Source organism: Pararhizobium mangrovi (assembly GCF_006516965.1).
Classification (GTDB): Bacteria; Pseudomonadota; Alphaproteobacteria; order Rhizobiales; family Rhizobiaceae; genus Pararhizobium_B; species Pararhizobium_B mangrovi.
On record NZ_VHLH01000023.1, the window covers coordinates 51,268 to 75,054 of the forward strand.

Consider the following 23,787-nt stretch of genomic DNA (forward strand, 5'->3'; position numbering starts at 1 on the left):
GCCGTCCGCGTGAACCACCGGTTCAGAATGCATCGTCACGATGGCGCCTCGCCGATCAGCCGCGGGACACGCAGCGACAGCCACGTTCGGCTCCGGCCCGAAAGGGCCGCAACGGCAAGCGCAGAGCCGGCGAAGCGACGTGTCGCCCGGGCAAAGCCGAGCCTCGGGATCGCCGCCTCGCAGGCGCGCATCCAGAAGTAGCCGCAGGCGAAACGGAACGCGGGCGGCTCGATCGCCTGCGTGCGCGCGTTCACTTCCTGAAGATGCATAAGCCAGTCGCCGGCCCAATCGAGAAAGGCTTCGTCGACGGTATCGCTTCGCCGTTTCGGTTCGCCGAGCATGACGTGACGTGCAAGGTCGTCGGCATCGAAGGTCGCGCCAAAACGGTGGAGGACCCGTTCGAGGATTGCCGTCTTGCTTGCGCGGATCGCATCGCCGCGACTGCGCACGACCTGCCCGGGGTGCGTTCGCCGGTCGACGAGGACGTGTGGCAGGTTGGTGATCCGGTGCGCCTCGGCAAGCCGCACGAAGACGTCGACATCGCTGCATACCGCGAGTTCGTCGCGATACGGATAGCGTTTGAGCACTTCCGCGCGCCCCATGACGGACGATTGCTGGAAGGCGGACTTGAAGACCAGCCAGGCCTTCACCGTCTGTGCGGAAAGCGGCGGAACCCGCTTTCCGCGAAGCGGCCTGCCCGCGGCATCGAGCTTGCCCGCCGCGCCGCCGACGAGCGCGAAGCCGGGATTGTCCCGGAAGAAGCGGATCTGGCGCGCAAGACGATCGCGGCGCGCATGGTCGTCGCTGTCGAGCCACGCGACGAACGTGCCGCGCGCGGCTTCGAGCCCGGCGTTGCGGGCCTGGGGAATGCCCAAGTTGCGGCCGTTCGAAACGATTCTCAGGCGCCGATCCGTCACGGCCTTGAGAACGTCCGGCGTTTCGTCCGTCGAACCGTCGTCGACGACGATCAGTTCGAGATCGGAAAAGCTCTGGCCGAGCACGCTTTCGACGGCGCCGCCGATGAAGGCTGCTCGATTGTGCACTGGAACGATGACCGAGACGGCTGGCATCGGATGTCGCTTTCGAACTCGAATGCTGGGTGCGGGTGCGTTTGCCCCGCCACCTGAAACATTTTGGCGCCCGTGTGAACCCGTTCGCTTCGTGAACACCACCGAAGAGAGATTTCGAGCGAACGGACACCCGATCGAAAGGGAGGTATTTCGCCCGATCCGGCATCTCGCCTGTCATCATGGTGTTACAGACGGGCGCGAGGGTCCGTCGGACAGCCAATGGAGACAGGTCCCATGAGCGAAAACGCTACCCTCACCCGCCGATCCGTCGTCAAGATGCTCGGCGCCGCTTCCGTCGCCCTGCCGATCGCCCGCCTTGCCCATGCGAGCGGCATGGCAAACGGCAGCGCGCACGAAGCGGCGTCCGGCAAGCCCGGTTCCCTGCGCTTCAAGGGCATGAAGGCGCCCGATCTTCAGGACCCGAAGGCAATGGCACGCGTGAGTGTCGGCTCCAGGCTCGGCTACCAGGGAACGGGCGGAACGGACAAGGTTTCGGATCTCTCCTACCATGCCTTCTTCAAGACCGGCGACGAAGTACCCGGCCCGGACGGCTCGACGGTCGTCGCGGGTGGCTACTACGACATCGAGGGCAAGCCGATCATGGACCTCTCGGTCGAAGGCGAGAAGCGCCAGTTCTTCTCCGACTGCCCGGACGGCATGGCGCTCCTGCAGCCGATCGACGGCGTCGACAAGGAGGCGCTCGGCGTAAAGGGCAATCCGGTCTTCGCCGTGGTTCAGTTCGAATATACGAGCCGCAACCTCGCAAAGAACGACATGTACGGCCACCTGCCCTCGCCAATCGCCGTGCTCACCTTCGACCAGGATCCCGACACCGGCCACCTGAAGCTCGTACGCTACGCCAACGTACCGACGGCGAGCTCGCACGGCCTGTGGATCACCTGCGGCGCGTCGCGCTCTCCATGGAACACGCATCTTTCGAGCGAGGAATACCCGTCCGACGCCTTTGCGCCGTACCCTGAGCGCTTCCGCGCCTTCATCGCCAATCTCTACGGCGACCGGGACGCGATCGACGATCCGGAAAAGGCCAATCCCTACCTCTACAACCACATCCCCGAAGTCACGGTGAACGCCGACGGTACCGGCTCGATCAAGAAGCACTACTGCCTTGGCCGCATCTCCCACGAGCTCGTGCAGGTCTGCCCGGACGAGCGCACCGTGCTGATGGGCGACGACCATACCAATGGCGGCGCCTTCGTCTTCGTCGCCGACCGACCGCGCGACCTGTCTTCGGGCACGCTTTACGCAGCGCACTGGGAGCAGGTCTCCGGCAAAGGTCCGGGCAAGGGCAAGCTTTCCTGGAACCGCCTCGGCCATGCGATGAGCGACGAGATCGAGCACCTCGCCAAGACCCTAAAAGCGACCGACATCATGGATGTCATGGTCAAGGAACCGGCCGAGGAAGGCTTCACGAAGATCGTCTATGCCGGCAACGAGAACTGGGTACGTGTCAAGCCCGGCATGGAAAAGGCGGCAGCCTTCCTGGAGACGCACCGTTTCGCGGCACTACGCGGCGCGAGCCTCGGCTTCACCAAGTGGGAAGGCACCACCGTCAACGGCGCAGACAAGGTCGCATACGTGGCGATGAGCTACATCCAGGGGCCGATGGTCGACGGGACGAGCGACATCCACGTCGAGGGACCGAAGGCGGGTGCCGTCTACGCGCTGAAGCTCGAAGGCGGCCAGCACGACGCCTTTGGCGATCCGATCGACAGCGAATGGATGCCGGTCACGATGGAAGGCGTCGAGGCATTGACCGGCAAGGATCTCGACGAGGCCGACGATCTCGGCAACCTCGCCGATCCCGACCGCGTCGCCAACCCGGACAACATCAAGTATTCCGAAGACATGCGGACGCTCTTCGTCAGCGAGGATTCGGGCCTGCACGTCAACAACTTCATGTGGGCCTACAATGTCGACGACCGGAGCTGCACGCGTGTGCTTTCCGCTCCTTCCGGTGCCGAATCCACCGGCCTCCAGTCCGTCGACAACATCAACGGCTGGACCTACATCATGAGCAATTTCCAGCATCCGGGCGATTGGGAAAGCCCGCTCCATGACAAGGTCAAGGACACGCTGGAACCGCTGATCGACCAGAATTACAAGAACCGCTACGCCGCCGAGGTCGGCTACATCGCCGGCATGCCGGCTGCAAGGTAGGTATAGCGCCTGCAGCACCTTTCCGTTGCCGATACGAAGAAAGCCGTCGCGGCACTTCCTTCGCGACAGCTTTCGATGATCGGCGATACGCCGGAAAGCGACCTGCAGCGTAACGCCGCCCGTAACCTACCGTTGCCCAGCCTACCGCCGCAACGTCTGCCCGTCGGCGTCGAAGAGGTGCAGCGCCTTCGGCTCGGCGGTGAAGCGCGCGGTCTTGCCGCGCTCGTAGGAGCGCGTGCCGGCGAGCTTGACGATGATTGGCTCGTCGTCGGCCGTCAGGCCCTCGATGTAGACGAGCGTCACCTCGCCCAGCGTCTCGACGATCGAGACCTTACCCTCGAACAGGAAGTCCTCGCCCTCGGCCGGCCGCAGATCTTCCGGTCGCACACCGAAGCTCGCCGCTTCGCCTTTGCGTGCGGCGTCGCTCGCCAGATCAAGCGTCACCGCTTTGCCGCCGGCAAGGGTAACCGTCGTCGTCGCGCCCGTCTCCTCGATCGTCGCCGGCAGGATGTTCATCGCCGGCGAGCCGATGAAGCGCGCGACGAAGAGGTTCGCCGGGCGCTCGTAGAGTTCGAGCGGCGCGCCCACCTGTTCGATCGTTCCCCCCGAAAGCACGACGATCCGGTCGGCGAGCGTCATCGCCTCGATCTGGTCGTGCGTGACGTAGATCATCGTCGTCTCGGGCATCGTTTCGGCGAGCTTGGCGATCTCGATGCGCGTCGCGACCCTCAGCGCCGCGTCGAGGTTCGACAGCGGCTCGTCGAACAGGAACACCTTCGGATTGCGGCAGATCGCCCGGCCGATCGCCACGCGCTGGCGCTGCCCGCCGGACAAGGCCTTGGGCAACCGGTCGAGGAACGGTGTCAGCTGCAGGATCTCGCCCGCTTCGCGCACGCGGGCGTCGATCTCCGCCTTCGGCCGGCGGGCGATGCGCATGCCGAACGCCATGTTCTCGTAGACGCTCATATGCGGGTAGAGCGCATAGGACTGGAAAACCATGGCAATGCCGCGCTTCGACGGCGGCACCTGGTTCACCACCTCTCCGCCGATCGTCATCGTGCCGCCGGAAATGTCCTCCAGCCCGGCGATCATCCGAAGCAGCGTCGACTTTCCGCAGCCCGAGGGACCGACGAAGACGACGAACTCGCCGTGCCGGATCTCGAGGTCGATCCCATGAATGACTTCCACCGCGCCATACGCCTTGCGGATGTCCTTCAGCATGACACCAGTCATCGCCTTCTCCCTTTGCCTACGGTCTTACGCCGCTGATACCACGAAAATCGCCGGACCGGCCCTCGATACGCCATACCGTGCATCGACCCAATCTATCCCCCCTTTACCGAACCGGCGAGAAGACCGCGCACGAGGAAGCGCTGCAGGGCGAAGAAGACGATCAGCGGCACGATGATCGTGATGAAGGCCGACGCGGTCAGGATTTCCCAGTTGTTGCCGCGCGAGCCGAGCAGATTGACGAGGCGCGCCGTCAGCACGAGCTTGTCGTTGCCGGTGCCGAGGAACACCAGCGCGACGAGCAGGTCGTTCCATGTCCACAGGAACTGGAAGATGGCGAAGGAGGCGAGCGCTGGAAACGAAAGCGGCAGGATGATCTTGCGGAAGATGTCGAAATCGCTCGCCCCGTCGACACGCGCCGATTCCATGATCTCGCGCGGCAGGCCGGCGATGTAGTTGCGCAGCAGGTAGATGGCGAGCGGCAGGCCGAAGGCCGTATGCGCCAGCCATACCCCCACATAGGTCTGCGCCGGCACGCCGAAGAAACCGCCGATGCCGTTATAAAGGCGAAGCAGCGGGATCAGCGACATCTGCAGCGGCACGACGAGCAACCCTACGACGACCGCAACGAGCAGCAGCCGCCCCGGGAAGCGCATCCAGGCGAGCGCGTAGGCTGCGTAGGCCGCGATCAGGATCGGGATCGCGGTCGATGGGATCGCCACCGTCAGCGAATTGATGAAGGACTGGCCGATGCCTTCGGCGCGCAGCACTTCCTGATAGTTGCGCAACGTGAAGGCCGGCGGCTCGACCGAAGTGTAGAAGATGCGTTCGCCGCGTCCGCCCTCGGGCTTCTTGTCGAAGGTCATCCGGTAGTCGCCGTTCTGGGCGACCGTCAGCGTTCCGCCGCTCCTCAGCTTGGCCGTCTCGCCCGCATCGAAGGCGCGCGGCTTCATGAAGGAGGATCCGAACGCGGAGACGGAGCCCGATCCGTCCTTGCCGAAGACGTTGCCCGACAGGGCGAAGCCGTCTTCCGCCTGACTCGCCGTATCGGCCGGCGGCGTCGTGAAGGTGTTGTTCTGTTCGGACGCCGAAAGGGCCGTCCACCATCCGGAAGTCGCGATCTGATCCGGCTGGCGCAGCGAGGAGATCAGCAGGCCGGCCGTGGGGATGGTCCACACGATCACGAGGACGAGCACGGAAAGGTGCGTGAGGAAGAGCAGTGGAGACTGGCGCAGGGACGAGAACATGGTGCCTTACCTCAGTTCCTGACGCGCGTTGTGGATGTTCCAGATCATGATCGGGACGACGAGCACCATGATCACGAGCGCGATCACCGCGCCGCGGCCGAAGTCGCCACCGCCGCGGAACATCCATTCGAACATGAGGTTGGCGAGCACCTGGGTGTCCCACTGGCCGTTCGTCATCGCCAGCACGATGTCGAAGACCTTGAGGACCAGGATGGTGATCGTCGTCCACACGACGGCGATCGTGCCCCAGATCTGCGGGACCATGATCTTGAAGAAGATCTGCAACCCGTTGGCGCCGTCGATGACGGCGGCCTCGATCGTCTCGTCGGGGATGGAGCGCAGGGCCGCCGACAGGATGACCATGGCGAAGCCCGTCTGGATCCAGACGAGGATCACCATCAGGAAGACCGAATTCCAGAAGGGGATCGTGATCCACGCGTGCGGATTGCCGCCGAAGAAGACGACGACGGCGTTCAGCAGGCCGATCTGCTCGGACCCGGCGGGACGGAAATCGTAGATGAACTTCCAGATGACCGAGGCACCGACGAAGGAGATCGCCATCGGCATGAAGATCAGCGACTTGGCGATGTTGCCCCACCAGATGCGGTCGGCGAGCGCGGCGATGACCAGTCCGAAGAAGGTCGACAGCGCCGGGACGATCAGCAGCCATAGCAGGTTGTTGACGATCGATTCCCGGAATTCCGGATCGACCAGCATCCAGTGATAGTTCGAAAGACCGACGAAATCGATGCCGGCCTTGCCGTGGAAGCTCAGCCAGATCGATTCGAGCACCGGATAGACGAGGTAGACCGAGAGAATGACGATCGCCGGCAGCATGAAGAGCCAGGGGCGGATCGCGTTGGCACGCCGGAGGTTGCGCGAGGCACGCGCACCTTCCGCGTCGCGATAGGGCAACGCACGGTCGAGCAGGAGATTGCTCGCGTAGAAATAGATCGCTGCGCCGGCAAGTCCGATGACGACGGTGACGAGGGCGTAGACCAGATGCCCCATGACGGCCCCTCCTCGTTGAAAACACTTATGTGTCTGAACGCTCGCGAAGGGTCGCGAGAGAAAGGTCCGGCGCGCAACTCTTCCCCGTGCGCGCCGGAAACGGCTGCGGCTACTTGATCGCGTCCCAGGCCTTCTGGATCTCCTCGGCCGACTGCTTGGCGGACATGCCGCCGACGAAGTCGACCATGCCCTTCCAGAAGGCGCCGGCACCGATCTTGCCCGGCATCAGATCGGACCCGTCGAAACGGTAGGTCGTGGCGTTGAGGAGGATGTCGTCCTCACGCTTCAGCACGTCGTTGGTATAGACGGCCGTGTTGACCTGCTTGAACGGGGTGAGAAAGCCGGTCTGCGCCATCCAGATCTCGTGCGAGATCGGCGTCTTGAGGAAGTCGATGAAGGCTTCCGCCGCCTTGCTGTCCTTGGTGATCATCGCGAGCGTGCCGGCGCCGAGCACCGGACGGCCGAGATCCTTGTCGCCGTAGGGCGGAAAGTAGAAGAAGTCGACGTCCTGGCCGACCTTCACGTTCTCCGGGAAGAAGTCGGAAATGAACTGCGCCTGCTTGTGCATGAAGCACTTCGGCGGAATGGAGAAGAGCCCGTTGGGCGCCTCGCGGAAATCGGTCGTGGCGACGGCCTGCGGCCCGCCGGCGACGAATTTCGGGTTCTTCGCGAACCAGCCGAACGTCTTGATCGCCTCGACGATCTTCGGATCGTCGAACGGGATCTCGTTCGTCACCCACTTGTCGTAGACGCTCGGATCCTGCTGGCGAAGCAGGATATCCTCGACCCAGTCGGTCGCCGGCCAGCCCGTCGCGCCGCCGGAGCCGAGGCCGATGCACCACGGCGTGCCGCCGTCGTCGACGATCTGCTGCGTCAGCTTCTTGAGGTCCTCCATCGTCTTGGGGACCTCGTAGCCGGCATCCTGGAAGTTCGCAGGCACGTACCACACCAGCGACTTGAGGTCGGCCTTGTAGGGCAAGGCGTAGAAATGCTTGTCGCCGTCCTTGCCCGTATAGGTGCCGAAACCCTTCCAGGAATCGCCGGCCGCGTAGTTCTTCTGCACGAAGTCGGCCGTATCCTGACCGAGCGGGGTGAGCAGGCCCTTCGAGGCGAGATCTTGGATCAGGCCCGGCTGCGGCAGGATGGCGATGTTCGGTGGGTTGCCCGCCTGGGTGTCGATGACGATCTGCTGTTCGTAGTTTTCGGAGGAGGAGTAGTCGACCTTGGCACCGGTCGCTTCCTCGAAATAGGCGATCACGCTCTGGAAGAGATCCTCGTCCTGCCCGCGCCACGGACCGAAGATCGTCAGGGTCTGGCCCTTGAGATCGTGATTGTCGGCGAAGTCGTGGTAGCTCTTCCAGTGGAAGTCGCTGTTTTCGTCCGGCTTGAACTTCAGGTCCGCCGCATGTGCGGAAACGGCGAGCAGCGCAACCGCCGCCACGCTCGTAAGGCATTTTTTCAGCACGTTCGTCCTCCCAGATCAAAACGGAGACCCAATCTCCCGCCGGCTGCAATGCCGTACGCTGCAAGGCCTCCAGTCCCTGCATCGAAGCGCAGGATCGTCTTGCGGTCAGCCAAAAGTCAAGGGACAATCCGCTTTTGCAGTTACCGGACAGGCGTTTGTCCCGCATCGCGCGGTTCGCCGCGAGGTTGCGGTGTCTCGGCACCTCGGGACGATCACAAAAGCAAGAGTTGTCCCGTTACCCCCTGCCCTCCGCAACCATCGTGCCCTACCCTTGTGAAATACCGTCCCGGAACTTGATGGTCCGGCCTCTGGCTGCGACGCTCGCGACGCGCAGTCTTCTCGATGGATGGGGACAGGAGCACGATGTCAAAAGAGAAGATGTTCGAGATCAACCGCCGCGATCTGATGATCGTGGGCGCTGCGACCGCTGCGAGCACCGGCCTGCCCGCAACCGCCTACGCCGAAGCGACACCGGAGGCGGTCGTCAAGCCCGACGACCTCGCAAGCCTCGACGATACGCTGAAGTCGACGGTGAGCTTCACCGTCAACGGCGAGAAGCACGAACTTTCCGTCGACAACCGCACGACGCTTCTCGACGCGTTGCGCGAGCGCATGCAACTCACCGGCACGAAGAAGGGCTGCGACCACGGCCAGTGCGGCGCCTGCACGATCACCGTCAACGGCCGACGCATCAATTCCTGCCTGACACTCGCAGCTCTCCACGACGGCGATGAGATCGTGACGATCGAAGGGCTCGGCCAGCCGGACAATTTGCATCCGATGCAGGCCGCCTTCATCGAGCACGACGGCTACCAGTGCGGCTACTGCACGCCGGGCCAGATCTGCTCGGCCAAGGAGACGCTCGAAGAGATCAAGGCGGGCATTCCGAGCAACGTGACGAAGGATCTGAGCGGCCCGATCGAGGCGACGGACGACGAGATCCGCGAGCGCATGAGCGGCAACATCTGCCGCTGCGGCGCCTACAGCAACATCCTCGCCGCCATCAACGACGTGAAGGGGCAGAACGCATGAGAGCCTTCAGCCTAGAGCGGGCGAGCGACCCGCAGCAAGCGGCGAAATCCGCCGCGAGCCACGAGAACTCCAAGTTCATCGCCGGCGGCACCAACCTCATCGACCTGATGAAGCTCGAGATCGAGACGCCGACCCATCTCGTCGACGTCACGCAGCTCGGCCTCGACAAGATCGAGGAGACGGACGAAGGCGGCCTGCGCATCGGCACGCTCGTCTCGAACACCGACCTCGCCGCCGACGATCGCGTTCGCCGGGACTATCCCGTCCTGACGCGAGCGCTGGTCGCCGGCGCGACAGGCCAGCTTCGCAACAAGGCGACGACGGGCGGCAATTTCCTCCAGCGCACCCGCTGCCCGTATTTCTACGACACCAACATGCCGTGCAACAAGCGCAACCCCGGTTCCGGCTGTGCTGCGATCGGCGGCTATTCGCGCCAGCTTGCCGTCATCGGCGGGTCGGACCATTGCATCGCGACGCACCCTTCCGACATGGCGGTCGCCATGCGCGTGCTCGATGCCGAGCTCGAGACAGTCGATCCGGACGGCAAGACGCGCTCGATCGCCGTCGACGATCTTTACCGCCTGCCGGGCGACACGCCGGAGAAGGAAACGAACCTCAAGCCCGGAGAGGTCATCACCGCCGTTACCCTGCCGAAGCCGGTCGGCGGCAAGCAGATCTACTACAAGGTACGCGACCGCTCCTCCTACGCCTTCGCGCTCGTCTCAGTCGCCGCGATCGTCCAGCCGGACGGCACCGGCCGCGTCGCGCTCGGTGGCGTGGCACCGAAACCGTGGCGCGACGAGGAGGCCGAAAAGGCGCTTCCGCAAGGCGCCGGCGCCGTGATGGACACGCTGCTCGCCGACGCCAACCCGACCGACGACAACGAATTCAAGGTTCCGCTCGCCAAGCGCACGCTGGCGGCGGTCCTTCAGGAAGCGGGGAACTGATCCATGCGTTTCGACAAGCCCGCAGGGGACTCGGTCCTCGCCGATACCAAAGTCATCGGAAAGCCGGTCCATCGCGTCGATGGCCCGCTGAAGACCACCGGCACCGCCCCTTATGCCTATGAGCGCCACGACGTCGCCGCGAACCAGCTCGTCGGCTGGCCCGTGGGCGCGGCGATCGCCAAGGGCAAGCTGAAATCCGTCGGCACGAAGAAGGCGGAGGCCGCGCCCGGCGTCGTCGCCGTCCTGACGACGCTGCAGTTCGACCGGCTGCCGCTATCGCAGTGGAACACGGCCAACCTTTTCGGTGGCGACCAGATCGAGCACTATCACCAGGCCGTCGCCCTCGTCGTCGCCGAGACGCTCGAGACGGCCCGCGCCGGTGCGGCGATGCTCGAATTCGACTATGCACCGGACACCGAAGCGAGCTTCGATCTCTCGAAGACCGCGCCGACCGGCGACGAACAGCCGCTGAGCGACGTCGGCAATTTCGAAAAGGCCTATGCCGACGCGCCGGTGACGATCGACGTCAACTACACGACGCCGGCCGAAAGCCACGCCATGATGGAGCCGCACGCCTCCATCGCCGCCTGGGACGGCGACGAAGTCACGCTGTGGACATCGAACCAGATGATCCAGTGGGACAAGATGGCGCTCGCCACCACGCTGAAGACGACGCCGGACAAGGTGCGCATCGATTCGCCCTATATCGGCGGCGGTTTCGGCTCGAAGCTGTTCCTGCGTGCCGACGCCGTGCTCGCCGCGCTCGGGGCCAAGCGAACCGGCAAGCCGGTGAAGGTGCAGCTTCCCCGCCCGATGATCTTCAACAACACGACCCATCGCGGCCTGACGGAACAGCATCTGAAGATCGGTGCCACTCAGGATGGCAAGATCGTCGCGATCAGCCACGAGAACAAGTCGAACGCCCTGCCCGGCGGCAGCAGCGAAAAGGCGCCCGCGCCGACGCAGCATTTCTACGCCACCGACAATCTCTACTGCATCAACCGCACCGCGGAGATGCACCTGCCGGAATCGAACGCCATGCGGGCGCCGGGCGAAGCGTCCGGCCTGATGGCGCTCGAAGCCGCGATGGACGAGCTTGCCGAAAAGCTCGACATGGACCCGGTCGAACTGCGCATCATGAACGACGCCAAGGTCGATCCATCGAACCCCAACAAGACGTTCTCGCGACGCCATTTCGTGGAATGCCTGCGCACGGGTGCGGATCGCTTCGGCTGGTCGAAGCGCAACAGGAAGCCCGGTGACACGCGCGAAGGTGCATGGCTGATCGGCCACGGCGTCGCCGGTGCCTATCGCGGTGCGCCGGCGCAGGCATCCGGCGCGGAGGTCGCGATCCGTCCGGACGGCGGGGTCGTCGTGCGCACCGACATGACGGATATCGGCACGGGCTCCTATACGATCCTCGCCCAGACGGCGGCCGAGATGCTCGGCGTGCCGGTCGAGCGCGTACGCGTCGAACTCGGCGATTCGCGTTATCCGGTCTCGTCCGGCTCCGGCGGCCAGTTCGGTGCGGTAAGCTCGACGGCCGGCGTTTATGCCGCCTGCGTCGCGCTGCGCAAGAAGATCGCCGACGAACTCGGAAAGAAGCACGACGACCTGACCTTCGCCGACGGCGCCGTTCATGCCGGCGGGTCGACGACGGAACTGAAGAAGCTGACCCGTGGCGGTCGCGAGCTTTCGGCGATCGACACGATGCATTTCGGCGATTTCCGAAGCGAGAAGTACGTCGTCTCCACCTTCGGCGCGCACTTCATCGAGGCGCGCGTGCATTCGCTGACCGGCGAGGTTCGGCTGAACCGGATGCTCGCCGTGTGCGACGCCGGGCGCATCCTCAATCCGATTACGGCGCGAAGCCAAGTCATCGGCGCCATGACGATGGGCGCCGGTGCGGCCTTGCTCGAAGAGATGGCCGTCGACCACGATCGCGGCTTCTTCGTCAACCACGATCTTGCCGGCTACGAAGTTCCCGTGCATCTCGATATCCCGCATCAGGAAGTCGTATTCCTGGACGTCCTCGACCCGGTCTCGACCCCGCTTAAGGCCAAGGGCGTCGGTGAGCTCGGCATCTGCGGCGTCGCCGCTGCGATCGCCAACGCCGTCAACAACGCCACCGGCATCCGCGTGCGCGACTATCCGATCACCCTCGACAAGATCGTCGGCAAGCTGCCGACGATCTGACCACGATGCCCGGTCGGCGTGGGCCATCGGCCCCGCCGCCCGGTTTGGTCACGCTTCGCGCCGGTGAGCGGGCGAGAGGCTCAGGCGCAAGGCAAGGATGGTGATGGCCGCGCCGATGACCGTCCTGATCGTCGGCGTATGGTCGAAAAAGGCGTAATCGGCGATCATCGAGAGGACGATGGTGAAATAGCCTATGGGCGCAAGCTTGCTGGCGGGCGCAAGGCGATAGGCACGAAGGAAGCAGAGCTGGGCGATCTGGGCGACGATGCCGATCGCGACGAGCATCGCGAGGTCTGTCCACCGTGGCATTTGCCAGCTCAGCCCGGCGGGAATTGCGGTGAAGAGCGTCAGGCCGACGGTGTAGAAGACCATCATCGTCAGCGTATCCTCGTTGCGTAAGAGCCGTGTCTGGATCGTCGCCATCGAACCGAAGACGACGGCGCCCATCGCCGCCAGGATGCCGACGCTCCATACCATTCCGCCGGCCGGGTAGATGGCGACGAGAACCCCTGCAAGGCCGATCGCCGCGGCGATCCACCGACGCTTCCCAACCCTCTCGCCAAGCAGGGCGGCGGCAAGGCCCATCGCGACAAGCGGCCGGCAGAAGCCGATCGCCGTGACAAGAGCGATCGGCAAGGTCGCAAGCGCGGTAAAGTTGCAGGTGAGCGCGGCCGCATTGCAGCTGACCCTGACGATGTGGCGGGCACCATGACGCGTACGGGCGATCGCAGCGCGCCTTGCCCAAACGAGTGGTGCGATGACGACGAAGCCCGTCAGCGCGCGCACGAAGACGATCTGGACCGAGGGAAAGCTGCCGCCGGCCATCTTGACCATCGTGTTCATGCTGGTAACGAGCGTCATGTCGAGGACGAGCCAGCCGACGCCGGTAAGTTCCAAACCGCTTCTTTCCGACGTCGGTCCGGTGCCTTCGTCAGGCCGGTTCATGCCTTCGGTGCTGGCTGCACAAGGTTGGCCATCAAGCGAAATGCACCCGGCACCATACGGTCGAGCTGGTGGTGCAGAACGAGGCTGGTATGGGTGTGCCATCCGCTGCCGATCGTGGCGGAAAGCAGCGATCCGTTAAGCAACTTCTCGCCGGCATCGTGCATGGCAAGCAGCGGCGTATAGGCTTCGTCCCAGCGCGCGGCGAAATAGAGCCCGCGTTCCTTGTCCCAGCCGCGCCAATCTTCGGGACCGATGACGTTCGGCCCCGTCAGCAGCGGATGATCGGGCGCCAGGATTTCCACCTCGGCATCGGGGTCCGTCACGCGCCAGCGCAGCGATGGCGAACCGATCTCGAGCGGGCGCGGCGGAACAATCGACGCGTCCCAGGCGTCGGACGGCCGGTGATAGAGCGTGACGAGATGGCCGCCGTCTTCGACGAACGCATGCAGGCGCTCGGTCATCGCCCGCAGGTCCGGTCTCAGCCCGAACCCGAAGATCCCGACGACGATCGTGTCGTATGCCGAAAGGTCGCCTTGCAACGCCTCGCGGTCCAGTTCGACCACGTCGAGACCCATACGCCGCAGCCAGGTGCCGACACGGTCCGCCCCGCCGCCGCAATAGCCGATACGGACATCCGGCAAAGCGAGATCCAGGCACAGGACGCGCAGCGTCGCCGGCTGGTACCACTGGGTTTCGCCGATATGGGGATGGGTGCTTGTCTGTATCGCCAGCGCCGTTTCGCCATTCGTACGCAGAATGCCGTCGGCGCGGCCGGGGGTCAGGTCTTCAGGCGCACGCACCGTGAAGCCCGTATCGCTACGGGCGACGTCCCAGCCGTCGGGCATGTCGATCTCCGCTTCGACATTGGCCAGCGAAGTACGAAGCCCGATCTCGAAGCTGCGTGTCGTCCTTGCGAGCGGCACGACCAGTGCCTCGGGTTCGAGCTCGAAGCCAACGGACGGAACGATGCGGATCGGCTCGGCAAGGTCGATCGGGACGCAAAGCTGTGCATCTTCGATCGTGAGGGAAAGCATTATGTGGCCATTGGCATTCCTGCCGAGACGTTCGATATTCCCGTTGACTGGACTGTGCGGCTTCGCTGGTTTGTCGACGGTCAGTCGAAAGTTAAAATTCTCGTCACCGTCAACCGGTTGCCGATCGACTCTTATGTCGACTGGCAGCACCGGTTCGACCGAAAGCGCCTCCGTCATGCTGCCGTCGTCTACGAAGACGCGTAGCACCGCCGTACCGCCGGGTGCAATGTAAGCCGGTTCCGCCTCGACGCGCACTTCGCCGAGGCGGCACTCAACGAGTGCGATATCCAGTTCGCGGATCTTGTTCTCGATACGATGACCGTGACGGTGTGCAAAACCGGGCGGCATCGTTTCGCCGACCCTGACGAGATGTCGTCTTGCTTCGAGAAGCGCGTTCACGATCGATCCGCGATCGGGAAACGCCGCCAGCGCGTGGTCGATCTCGCGCCCCACATGGCGCAACGCATCCGCCTGTTCGGGCTGAAGTGCGGCATCGCCGGCGAGCGCATCGAGACTTGCCGGAAGGCTATCGGTGATGGATGTTTCCTTGCAGCTTCCCTCGGGACCATGCAGCAAATGCAGCTGCCAGACGGTTCGCGGTCGGTTTCGCCATCGCCCCATTCCCTGTGACGCGTGGTAGGCGCGCGACCATTCGCCGATCCTGTCGAACGCGGCACCGGTGGCGTCGTCGCGGCCTTCGGCGTCGATCGTCAGCGTCGGTGCCGGCGGAGGAACCTCGTCGTCATAGGTTCCGCCACCGCCGGACCATGCGGGAAGGTAGAATTTCGCCGGACGCCATGGCGTCAAACCCTCGTCGAGCTGTTCGGGAAAGGCAGTCTCGTCACCGGCGACGAGGAACGCCCTCTCGCTCGCCCGAGTCATCGCGCGATGGTGCCCGTGCTGGCCCGGCACGTCGAGGAACGTCGGCCATATGACGTCCGGCCTGAAGGTGCGGATCGCCCTGACGATGCGCTCGACAACGCGCTCCTCCCCCCAGCGCGAGAACGTATCTTCGGGATTCTTGGAAAAGCCGAAATCATGGACCGGATCGTCGGTCCCGTAGCCGATCCAGACGACATCGGCATCGAGCTGGCGAGCCGCCTCCTCGAGTTCGCGCGTTCTCACGACGCCGAGCGCATCGCCGCGTTCCTGGCCGAGGGTGTTCTGTCCGCCCTCACCGCGTGTCGAACACAACACGGCGGCGTGCATGCCGAGCCCGTAACGCAGATAGGCGATGAGACCGTTGTGTTCGTCGTCGGGGTGCGCACCCGTGTTCATCACCGTGACCGTAGAGCGCAAGCGGGAGAGCGCCCGGTGGAGCCGCAGGTTGGGCGGGGTTTCCTTTTCGCGGCGAATGCGGTCGCGCTGGGTAAGCATCGCCTTCTCCTATGCGGTAAACCGTGCGTTCGGGGTTGAAAAGACGAGGCGCGGGGCGATCGTCTCGAGCAGAGGAAGGGACGCAGCGCCGAGGGCTGCAGCGAACTGCCCGGTCTGGCCGTGCATCACCCGCGGCACCTGGCGCTTCTGCCGATCGGAGACGGATAGGGCCAGCGGTTCGAGCCGCTGGATCAGGCTGTCGACGATGCGCCCCGGCAGCATGCCACCGAGCACGATCGTTTCGGGATCGAGGATGTTTTCGAGCGTCGCGACGATCGGCAGAAGGTGGCGGGCGGCCTCTTCCAGCCATTCGAGCAGCAAAGGATCGTCCTCGTCGTGGAGACGTTCGATCTCGGCGAAATCGAGATGTTCGCCGGGTTTCAGGCCGAGCTTGTCGCGCAGCGCATGCAGCGAGGCGTATTGTTCGAGGCATCCGTGCTGGCCGCAGGAGCAGGCCCGACCGCCGGGCGCGACAACGACATGGCCGATCTCGCCCGCGTTTCCGAACGCACCGTGATACGGCTGGCCCTTGTGGAACATGCCGAGACCGATGCCGGTGCCGAAGTAGAGCACGCAGAAATCCTCGAGCGCGCTGCCCGCGCCGTAAAGGTGCTCGCCGACGGCGGCCGCATTGGCGTCGTTGTCGACGATGACCGTGTGGCCGAGCGCTTCGCCAAGGCATTCGGCCGCGTCGACATCGCCCCAGCCCGGCAAGGTCGTGGGGCCGACCGAACTCATGCCTTCGATGCCGAAGGGACCCGGCATGACGACGCCGATGCCGAGCAGCGTCGGTTCGCGAAGGCCGGTTTCGCGCAGCAGACGCGGAAGCTCCCGCATCAGGAGCGCGGCAACCGCGTCGGGCTCGCTGTTTTCGACCGTAAGTGACGTACTCGCCCGTCGCGTACCGGTCAGGTCGACGATGGCGATGACGAGGCGGTCGGGCGTCAGTTCGATGCCCGCCGTCAGCGGCCCGTCCGGATTGACCGCGAACTGGATCGGCGGTTGACCGCGGCCGATGGAGCGCCTGCCGATCTCGACGATCAGACGCTCCTCCATCAGTTCCTTGACGATGTTGGCCACGGACTGGGTGGAAAGCCGGGTGATCCTTGCGATCTCGGCGCGTCCGATCTCTCCGTGGCGGCGCAGCGTGTCGAGGATGACACGCCGGTTATGTTCTCGGTTGCGCGGCGGATTGTTGCCGATAGCGAGTGATTTAGCGTCCATATCCTAAAGCGATTTTCAAAGGTTGATCGAAAGACTGCCACAGAAATAAAATAACACAAGTAGATTATTTTATTGACAAGCGGCGCGGCTGTGTCGAGGCTGAAACGATGGAGATTGCGGCCCGAACAGAAAAACGCCGGCGCTGAGACCGGCTACGGAGAGGTGAACATATGCGCAGAGGACTCCTTACCGCGGCACTCGCCGCCGGACTTGGCTTCGCGACGCTCGGCTCGGCCCAAGCGGTCGAAATCCAGTATTGGCAGTACCTTTACCCTTCGCGGGTCAAGGCGATGGATCAGCTGATCGAGAATTTCGAGAAGGCGAACCCCGATATCACGGTCAAGCAGGTCACCTTCCCTTACGCGAACTATCAGACGCGCCTCGTCGCGGCGAAGGCGGCCGGTCAAGGGCCCGACGTTTTGCAGCTCTTCTATGGCTGGCTCGACAATTTCGTCGGCGGTCAGCTCATCCAGCCGTTGCCCAGCGAGGATTTCCCGGCGAAGGAGATCGAAAGCGACTTCTTCCCGATCGTCACGGCGATGAAGCGCGACGGAAAGTATTACGGCCTGCCGACGGCGGTACGCTCCCTCGCCCTCTTCTACAACAAGAAGCTGTTCAAGGAAGCGGGCCTCGACCCGAACAAGCCGCCGCAGACGCTCGATGCCCTCGTCGATGCCGCAAAGAAGACCGCCAAGCACGATTCGTCCGGCAATCTGACGACGGAAGGCATGACCATCGACATGGGCGGCCAGGACCACCAGTGGTGGCGCGAAGTGCTCGTCCGCCAGTTCGGCGGTCAGCCCTACACCGACGGAGACCGCAAGGTCGCCTATGACGACCAGGCGGGGCTGAAGGCGCTGCAGTATTACATCGACTTCGACACGAAGTACCACGTCGGCAAGCCGGGCTTCATGGACGAGGCACAGGCCGCATTCCGCGGCGGCAAGGCGGCGATGACGATCGACGGCACGTTCCGTCTCGGCTCGTTCGCCGACATCAAGAGCTTCGACTGGGCCGTCACCGAACTGCCGGCAAACGCCGACGGGACACGCAGCAACTACGCGAGCTATTTCGCCAACGCCATCGGCTCCGGCGTTCAGGGCGAGAAGCTGGAGGCGTCGAAGAAGTTCCTGAAATACGTGAGTTCACCGGAAGCCATGAAGATCTGGCTCAAGGTCGTCGGCGAACTGCCCGCGCGAAAGGATGTCGCGCTGACGCAGGAGAACCTGAACGACCCGATCCTTTCACCCTTCATCAAGGCCCTGAAATACGCGCATACGACGATGTTCGTCGACGAGGAGGCGCAGCGTCAGGTGGCGATCGACATGGTCAATCGCATCCTGCTCGAAAACCAGGACCCCAAGGCTTCGCTGGATCAGGCCGCCAAGGCCGAACAGCAGATCATCGACCGTCAGACGGGTAAATAGGACGACGATGAGCGTGGCAGCCGAACCTCGCAGAAACGACCACGCGCGTTCCGGCGCGCGCGGTCTCAGCCTTCACGCCAAGCGGGTCGTGTGGGCATGGAGCTTTCTCGCGGTGCCGATCGCGTTCTACGTGGTCGTCCGGTTCTACCCGACGGTGCAGGCCTTCTGGCTTTCGCTGACGAACTGGAACCTGATGCGGCCGGCGCAGTTCATCGGCTTCGAGAACTACACCCGCATGGCCTCCGATCCGCTGTTCTGGAAAGTGTTCGAGAACACGTTCCTGTACCTGATCATCGGTACGCCGGTCAGCTTGCTGCTGTCGTTCCTGATCGCCTACTTCCTCGATCGGGTGCACTTCCTGCACGGCCTGCTGCGGGCGCTCTACTTCCTGCCCTTCCTCACCACTGCGGCGGCGATGGCCTGGGTATGGCGCTGGCTCTACCAGCCGGTTCCGATCGGCGTCATCAACAGCGTTCTCTCCTCCATCGGCATCCCCCAACAACCGTTCATCCAATCGCCCTCCCAAGCGCTCTACGCCATTCTCGCGACGGCCATATGGGCGGGAATGGGCTTCCAGATCATCATCTTCATGGCCGGCCTGCGTGCCATCCCGACGACCTATTACGAGGCCGCACGCATCGACGGGCTCGGCGAGTTCGCGATCCTGCGCAAGATCACGCTGCCGCTCTTGAAGCCGACGACCGTCTTCCTCGTCGTGTTCTCCTCGATCGGGTTCCTGCGCATCTTCGATCAGGTCTACAACATGACCACGAACGATCCGGGCGGCCCGCTGAATTCGACCAAGCCGCTCGTGCTGATGATCTATCAGAGCGCCTTTTCCTCCTACGACATGGGCTATGCCGCTGCGCAAACCGTCGTGCTCTTCGTCATCCTGCTCATCGTATCGTTGTGTCAGCTCTGGATCATGAGGACGCGCTGAAATGGCCACGGCTACCGATACCCTCGTCGACGCGCCCCGCTCCAGCAGTTCCGAGCGCACCATGCGCGACGTTCGCCCCGGCCGGGTGATCGCCTGGACGCTGCTCTTCCTCGGCGGCGTGCTGATGGTCATGCCGATCGTGCTGATGCTTTCCACGTCCCTGAAGACGTCCGATCAGATCTACGACCTCAGGATCATCCCCGCCTCGCCGACGCTCGCGAACTACGTGTCGGTGTTGACGAGCAGCGAATTCATTCGCTGGTTCGTGAACTCGACCGTCGTCGCCGTGATCTCGACCGCTTCGAACGTCTTCTTCGGTGGCCTTGTCGGCTATACGCTCGCCAAGTTCGACTTCCGCGGACGCTACATCGTCTTCCTGGCGATCCTCTCGACGCTGATGATCCCGACGGAGATGCTGGTCGTCCCCTGGTACCTGATGGCCTCGCAGTTCGGCTGGCTCGACAGCTACTGGGGCATCATGTTTCCCGGCATGATGGAGGCGTTCGGCGTCTTCCTCATGAAGCAGTTCTTCGAGACGGTGCCGGACGACTTCCTCGAGGCCGCGCGCGTCGACGGCATGAACGAGTTCACCATCTGGTGGCGGGTCGCCATGCCGCTCGTCACGCCGGCGATCTCGGCCATGGCGATCTTCACCTTCCTCGGCAACTGGACGGCCTTCTTCTGGCCGCTGATCGTGACCACCAGCCAGGACCTCTACACGCTGCCGGTCGGCCTTTCGAGCTTCGCCGTGCGCCAGACGGTACAGTGGGAAATGATCATGACCGGCGCAAGCCTCGCGACCCTGCCGACGCTCGTCGTGTTCCTGCTCCTTCAGCGCTACATCGTGCGCGGCGTGATGCTTGCCGGGCTGAAGGGATAGACGATGGCATTCTCCTCTTCCGATGACAGCGTCTTTCCCGATCCGGTTTACCGTGAGACGGTCCTGCGCCCGCTTTTCAACGGTGCGCGCACGCATCATGCCGAAGGCTTCCGCGCGATCGACGAAGCCCATCTCCTCATGCTGGCGGACACCGGCATCCTCGACACCGATGCCGCCTCGCGCATCGCTTCGGCGCTGGAGGCCATCCATCGGGAGGTCGATCCGACGACGCTCGCCTATACCGGCGAGTTCGAAGACTATTTCTTCCTCATCGAAGCCGAGTTGAAGAAGCGCGTCGGCGCGGACCTCGGCGGCCGGCTTCACACGGCGCGCTCGCGAAACGACATCGATCATACGCTTTTCAAGCTGTCGCTGAAGACGCACATCGACCGGCTGGCCGAAAAGCTTACGAGCGCGCTTGGCGCGCTTCTCGACAAGGCGGAACACGAGCGCGAGACCATCATCGTCGCCTATACCCACGGCCAGCCGGCCCAGCCGACGACGCTCGGCCACTATCTTGGCGCCGTGGCGGAAGTCCTTCTGCGAGATATCGAAAGGCTCGAAGCCGCACGGATGATCGTCGATCTCTGTCCGATGGGAGCCGCCGCGATCACCACGAGCGGGTTCGAGATCGACCGGGAAGAGGTCGCCGCCCTGCTCGGGTTCGAACGTCCGCTGGAAAATTCCTATGGCTGCATCGCCGCCGTCGACTACGTGACGGCGACCTACGCGGCACTCGAACTGATCTTCCTGCATCTCGGCCGGCCGCTGCAGGACCTGCAGTTCTGGACGAGCTTCGAGGTCGGGCAGGTCTACGTCCCGAACGCCTTCGTGCAGATTTCGTCGATCATGCCGCAGAAGCGCAATCCCGTTCCGATCGAGCATATGCGCCATCTCGCGAGCCAGACCTTCGCCCGCGCACGCGGCATGCTCGACATCATGCACAACACTCCGTTCACGGACATGAACGACAGCGAGGGCGAGACGCAGCAGGCCGGCTACGCGGTCTTCGAAACGGGCGGACGGGTCGTCGATCTCTTCGCTGCCTTCGTCACGAGCATCCGGATCGACGATCGACACGTGGCTGCGAACATCCGCCGTTCGTGCATCACCATCACGGAACTTGCCGATGCGCTGGTGCGCCGCGAAGGCCTTTCCTTCCGCCAGGCGCACGAGATCGCCGCCGCGACCGCGCGTTCGGTGGTCGCTTCGGGCGGAGACCTCGGATCGGACGGATACGCGCCGTTCCGCACCGCGTTCGAGGCTTCGACGGGCTGCGAGCCCGGCATCGACACCGAGCTTTTCGAGGAAATCGTCTCCCCCGAAAACTTTGTCGCCGTGCGTGCGCGCTTCGGCGGGCCCGCCCGCGAAAGCCTCGACGCATCGCTCGCCGGCTACCGGCAGACAATGAACGACCTCGCCGAGCACGCCCGACGGCGGGGCGAACGCGAACGACGCGCGAACGAAGAACGCAGGACGCGCTTCTCCAGACTTGCGAGAGGAAACTGATGGCCGAAATTCAACTCGAGGGCCTCGCCAAGCGCTTCGGCAACGTCACGGCGGTTCACGACATGGACCTGACGATCGCCGACGGGGAGTTCGTCGTTTTCGTCGGACCGTCCGGCTGCGGCAAGTCGACGACGCTGCGCATGATGGCCGGTCTCGAGGACATCTCGTCGGGAACGCTGCATCTTGCCGGCGAACCGGTGAACCACAAGGACCCCAAGCAACGCAACATCGCCATGGTCTTCCAGAACTATGCGATCTATCCGCACGTGACCGTGCGCAAGAACATCGGCTTCGGCCTTTATACCTCGAAGCTTTCGTCCGCAGAGAAGACCGCGAGGATCAACGAGACGGCGGAGATGCTCGGTCTCGAAGACCTGCTCGACCGGCGCCCAGCCGCCCTTTCGGGCGGTCAGCGCCAGCGTGTCGCGATCGGCCGGGCGATGGTGCGCAACCCCGCCGCCTTCCTCTTCGACGAACCGCTTTCCAATCTCGATGCGCAATTGCGCGCGCAGATGCGCATCGAGATCAAGAAGCTGCATCAGCGCCTCGGCACCACGATCGTCTACGTGACCCACGATCAGGTGGAGGCGATGACGATGGCCGACCGGATCGTCGTCATGCGCGACGGCAAGGTTCTGCAGATCGGCCGGCCGATCGATCTCTACGAGCACCCGGCCGACGTCTTTACCGCCCGCTTCATCGGCAGCCCTTCGATGAACATGATCGAGGGGAACATGCGTGACGGCCTGATCCGTCACGACAACGCCGATCTTCCGATCGAGCTCGATCGGAAGATCGGCCATGCCGGACGCGTCCTCCTCGGCGTTCGCCCGCACGACCTGCACGTCACCGACGGATCGCCGCGGGTTTCGGGCGAACGGGGCCTTCACCTGCACGGCACCGTTTCTACCGTCGAACCGCTCGGCGCCGAAACGCTCGTGCATCTCGACCTTGCCGAGGGAAGCGTCATCGCGACGGCCCCCGGGCGCACTTTACCTGCCATCGGCGAGAAGCTGAGCGTCCACGCTGCGCCGGAAAGCCTCTACGTGTTCGACGCGGAATCCGAGAAGGCTCTCTAGAAATGGGTGTGCATGACGGCCGCGAAGGCGTTCTCTGCCTGGGGCGGATCTATTGCGACCTCGTCTTTACGGGTTCGCAGACGATGCCGGTTCTCGGCCGCGAGATCTTCGCCGACAACCTCGATATCGCCCTTGGCGGTGGCGCGTTCATCACCGCTGCGCATCTCGAAGACCTTGCCCGCCCGGCGATGCTACTCGCGCGGTTCGGGACGGATGCTGTCTCACGCGCGCTCGAAGGCCTGTTCGAAGAAAGCGGCATCGACCTTTCGTTTCTGGAGCGCGCGGCCGACGCGGGGCCCCAGGTCACCGTCGCGATGGTCGAAAGGGCCGAAAGGGCATTCCTCTCCCGCCGTGCCGGTCATGCAATCCCGCGCCAGGTCGATGCCGCCTTCGCCTCGCCCTCCGTTCGCCATCTGCATATTGCCGAATACGCGACGCTCGTCGAAGCGCCCGATCTCGTGCGCCGGGCCAGGCGCCATGGCCTGACCGTGTCGCTGGATCCGAGCTGGGACGCCGATCTCATCCATTCCGATGCATTCGGAAGCGAGGTGGACGGCATCGACCTCCTTTTGCCGAACCTGGCAGAGGCAACGGCCCTGACCGGCACGAACGATCCATATTCGGCGCTCACGGCCCTGTCGAACCGCTTTCCCATCGTCGCGCTGAAGGCCGGCGCGGACGGCGCGTTCGTCGCCGAGGGAAAGAAGCAATACGAAGAAGAGGCCGCACCGGCCGAAGCAGTCGACACCACCGGCGCCGGAGACGCCTTCAACGCCGGCTTCCTTGCATCCTGGCTGAACGGCGACCCGATCCACACCTGCCTCCACGAAGGCATCGAACGCGGATCGCTGTCCGTGCAGACGGTCGGCGGAGCGCCACGCGGGAAGCGTCGCAGGGTCGAAGCCGGCTAGATGTGGAGCCTCAACAGGTTGTCCTGATCGAGACCGAGGCGGCTGATGGGCACGGTGTCGTTTATCCCGCCATGGGGACGGTGCC

General features: G+C 64.1%; 18 protein-coding genes. 10 read left to right on the plus strand and 8 right to left on the minus strand.

Going from position 1 to position 23,787, the window contains the following annotated elements; translation table 11 throughout:
* Positions 1-35 precede the first annotated feature (35 nt).
* Entirely contained in the window at positions 36-1,070 is a 1,035-nt protein-coding gene (locus FJU11_RS12545; RefSeq protein WP_141167407.1) for a glycosyltransferase family 2 protein, read from the minus strand.
* A gap of 234 nt (positions 1,071-1,304) precedes the next feature.
* On the opposite strand from FJU11_RS12545, the gene FJU11_RS12550 reads away from it, so the two are divergent.
* Complete coding sequence (locus tag FJU11_RS12550) at positions 1,305-3,248, plus strand: PhoX family protein (RefSeq protein ID WP_141167408.1); 1,944 nt, start codon at positions 1,305-1,307, stop codon at positions 3,246-3,248.
* A 141-nt stretch (positions 3,249-3,389) separates the two neighbouring features.
* Here FJU11_RS12550 and FJU11_RS12555 read toward each other — a convergent pair whose 3' ends face one another.
* The 4 genes from FJU11_RS12555 to FJU11_RS12570 form a co-directional block, all read right to left on the minus strand.
* The gene (locus tag FJU11_RS12555) at positions 3,390-4,481 is read right to left on the minus strand and encodes an ABC transporter ATP-binding protein (protein WP_141167409.1); all 1,092 of its coding nucleotides are present in this window, start codon (positions 4,479-4,481) and stop codon (positions 3,390-3,392) included.
* Positions 4,482-4,573: 92 nt separating this feature from the next.
* Positions 4,574-5,725 (minus strand): carbohydrate ABC transporter permease, encoded by a 1,152-nt coding sequence (locus FJU11_RS12560; RefSeq protein ID WP_141167410.1) that lies wholly within the window; start codon positions 5,723-5,725, stop codon positions 4,574-4,576.
* 6 nt (positions 5,726-5,731) lie between these two features.
* Positions 5,732-6,736 (minus strand): carbohydrate ABC transporter permease, encoded by a 1,005-nt coding sequence (locus tag FJU11_RS12565; RefSeq protein ID WP_141167411.1) that lies wholly within the window; start codon positions 6,734-6,736, stop codon positions 5,732-5,734.
* A 109-nt stretch (positions 6,737-6,845) separates the two neighbouring features.
* Positions 6,846-8,201 carry an ABC transporter substrate-binding protein gene (locus FJU11_RS12570; protein ID WP_141167412.1) on the minus strand — a complete coding sequence of 452 codons (1,356 nt, stop codon included), beginning with the start codon at positions 8,199-8,201 and terminating at the stop codon, positions 6,846-6,848.
* Between the two features lie 363 nt (positions 8,202-8,564).
* Here FJU11_RS12570 and paoA point away from each other — a divergent pair, with 363 nt between their 5' ends.
* The 3 genes from paoA to FJU11_RS12585 are packed head-to-tail and all read left to right on the plus strand — an operon-like array spanning position 8,565 to position 12,376.
* Positions 8,565-9,233: an aldehyde dehydrogenase iron-sulfur subunit PaoA gene (paoA, locus tag FJU11_RS12575; protein WP_141167413.1), complete on the plus strand. Its 669-nt coding sequence runs from the start codon at positions 8,565-8,567 to the stop codon at positions 9,231-9,233.
* Positions 9,230-10,180, plus strand: a complete 951-nt coding sequence (locus FJU11_RS12580; RefSeq protein WP_141167414.1) for an FAD binding domain-containing protein — start codon at positions 9,230-9,232, stop codon at positions 10,178-10,180. Before paoA ends, FJU11_RS12580 begins: the two co-directional genes overlap by 4 nt.
* 3 nt (positions 10,181-10,183) lie before the next feature.
* Complete coding sequence (locus FJU11_RS12585) at positions 10,184-12,376, plus strand: xanthine dehydrogenase family protein molybdopterin-binding subunit (protein ID WP_141167415.1); 2,193 nt, start codon at positions 10,184-10,186, stop codon at positions 12,374-12,376.
* Between the two features lie 48 nt (positions 12,377-12,424).
* On the opposite strand, the gene FJU11_RS12590 is transcribed toward FJU11_RS12585, so the two are convergent.
* From FJU11_RS12590 to FJU11_RS12600, 3 genes are read right to left on the minus strand one after another with little or no spacing between them, the layout of a single operon-like run.
* Positions 12,425-13,273: a DMT family transporter gene (locus FJU11_RS12590; protein ID WP_235891016.1), complete on the minus strand. Its 849-nt coding sequence runs from the start codon at positions 13,271-13,273 to the stop codon at positions 12,425-12,427.
* Between the two features lie 44 nt (positions 13,274-13,317).
* The gene (locus FJU11_RS12595; protein WP_141167417.1) at positions 13,318-15,732 is read right to left on the minus strand and encodes a PIG-L family deacetylase; all 2,415 of its coding nucleotides are present in this window, start codon (positions 15,730-15,732) and stop codon (positions 13,318-13,320) included.
* Between the two features lie 9 nt (positions 15,733-15,741).
* Complete coding sequence (locus FJU11_RS12600) at positions 15,742-16,956, minus strand: ROK family transcriptional regulator (RefSeq protein ID WP_141167418.1); 1,215 nt, start codon at positions 16,954-16,956, stop codon at positions 15,742-15,744.
* 170 nt (positions 16,957-17,126) lie between these two features.
* Between FJU11_RS12600 and FJU11_RS12605 the strand changes: the two genes are divergently transcribed.
* The 6 genes from FJU11_RS12605 (at position 17,127) to FJU11_RS12630 (ending at position 23,702) form a co-directional block, all read left to right on the plus strand.
* The gene (locus FJU11_RS12605; RefSeq protein WP_141167419.1) at positions 17,127-18,383 is read left to right on the plus strand and encodes an extracellular solute-binding protein; all 1,257 of its coding nucleotides are present in this window, start codon (positions 17,127-17,129) and stop codon (positions 18,381-18,383) included.
* A 7-nt stretch (positions 18,384-18,390) separates the two neighbouring features.
* Positions 18,391-19,323, plus strand: coding sequence for a carbohydrate ABC transporter permease (locus FJU11_RS12610; RefSeq protein ID WP_141167420.1), 933 nt, complete (start codon positions 18,391-18,393; stop codon positions 19,321-19,323).
* Between the two features lie 61 nt (positions 19,324-19,384).
* On the plus strand, positions 19,385-20,203 hold the full coding sequence (locus FJU11_RS12615) for a carbohydrate ABC transporter permease (RefSeq protein ID WP_141167427.1): 819 nt from the start codon (positions 19,385-19,387) through the stop codon (positions 20,201-20,203).
* Between the two features lie 3 nt (positions 20,204-20,206).
* Positions 20,207-21,712 carry an argininosuccinate lyase gene (argH, locus tag FJU11_RS12620; RefSeq protein ID WP_141167421.1) on the plus strand — a complete coding sequence of 502 codons (1,506 nt, stop codon included), beginning with the start codon at positions 20,207-20,209 and terminating at the stop codon, positions 21,710-21,712.
* Complete coding sequence (locus FJU11_RS12625) at positions 21,712-22,791, plus strand: ABC transporter ATP-binding protein (RefSeq protein WP_141167422.1); 1,080 nt, start codon at positions 21,712-21,714, stop codon at positions 22,789-22,791. The genes argH and FJU11_RS12625 overlap by 1 nt, the downstream gene beginning before the upstream one ends.
* Before the next feature lie 2 nt (positions 22,792-22,793).
* Positions 22,794-23,702: a carbohydrate kinase family protein gene (locus tag FJU11_RS12630; protein WP_141167423.1), complete on the plus strand. Its 909-nt coding sequence runs from the start codon at positions 22,794-22,796 to the stop codon at positions 23,700-23,702.
* The last annotated feature ends 85 nt before the right edge of the window (positions 23,703-23,787 follow it).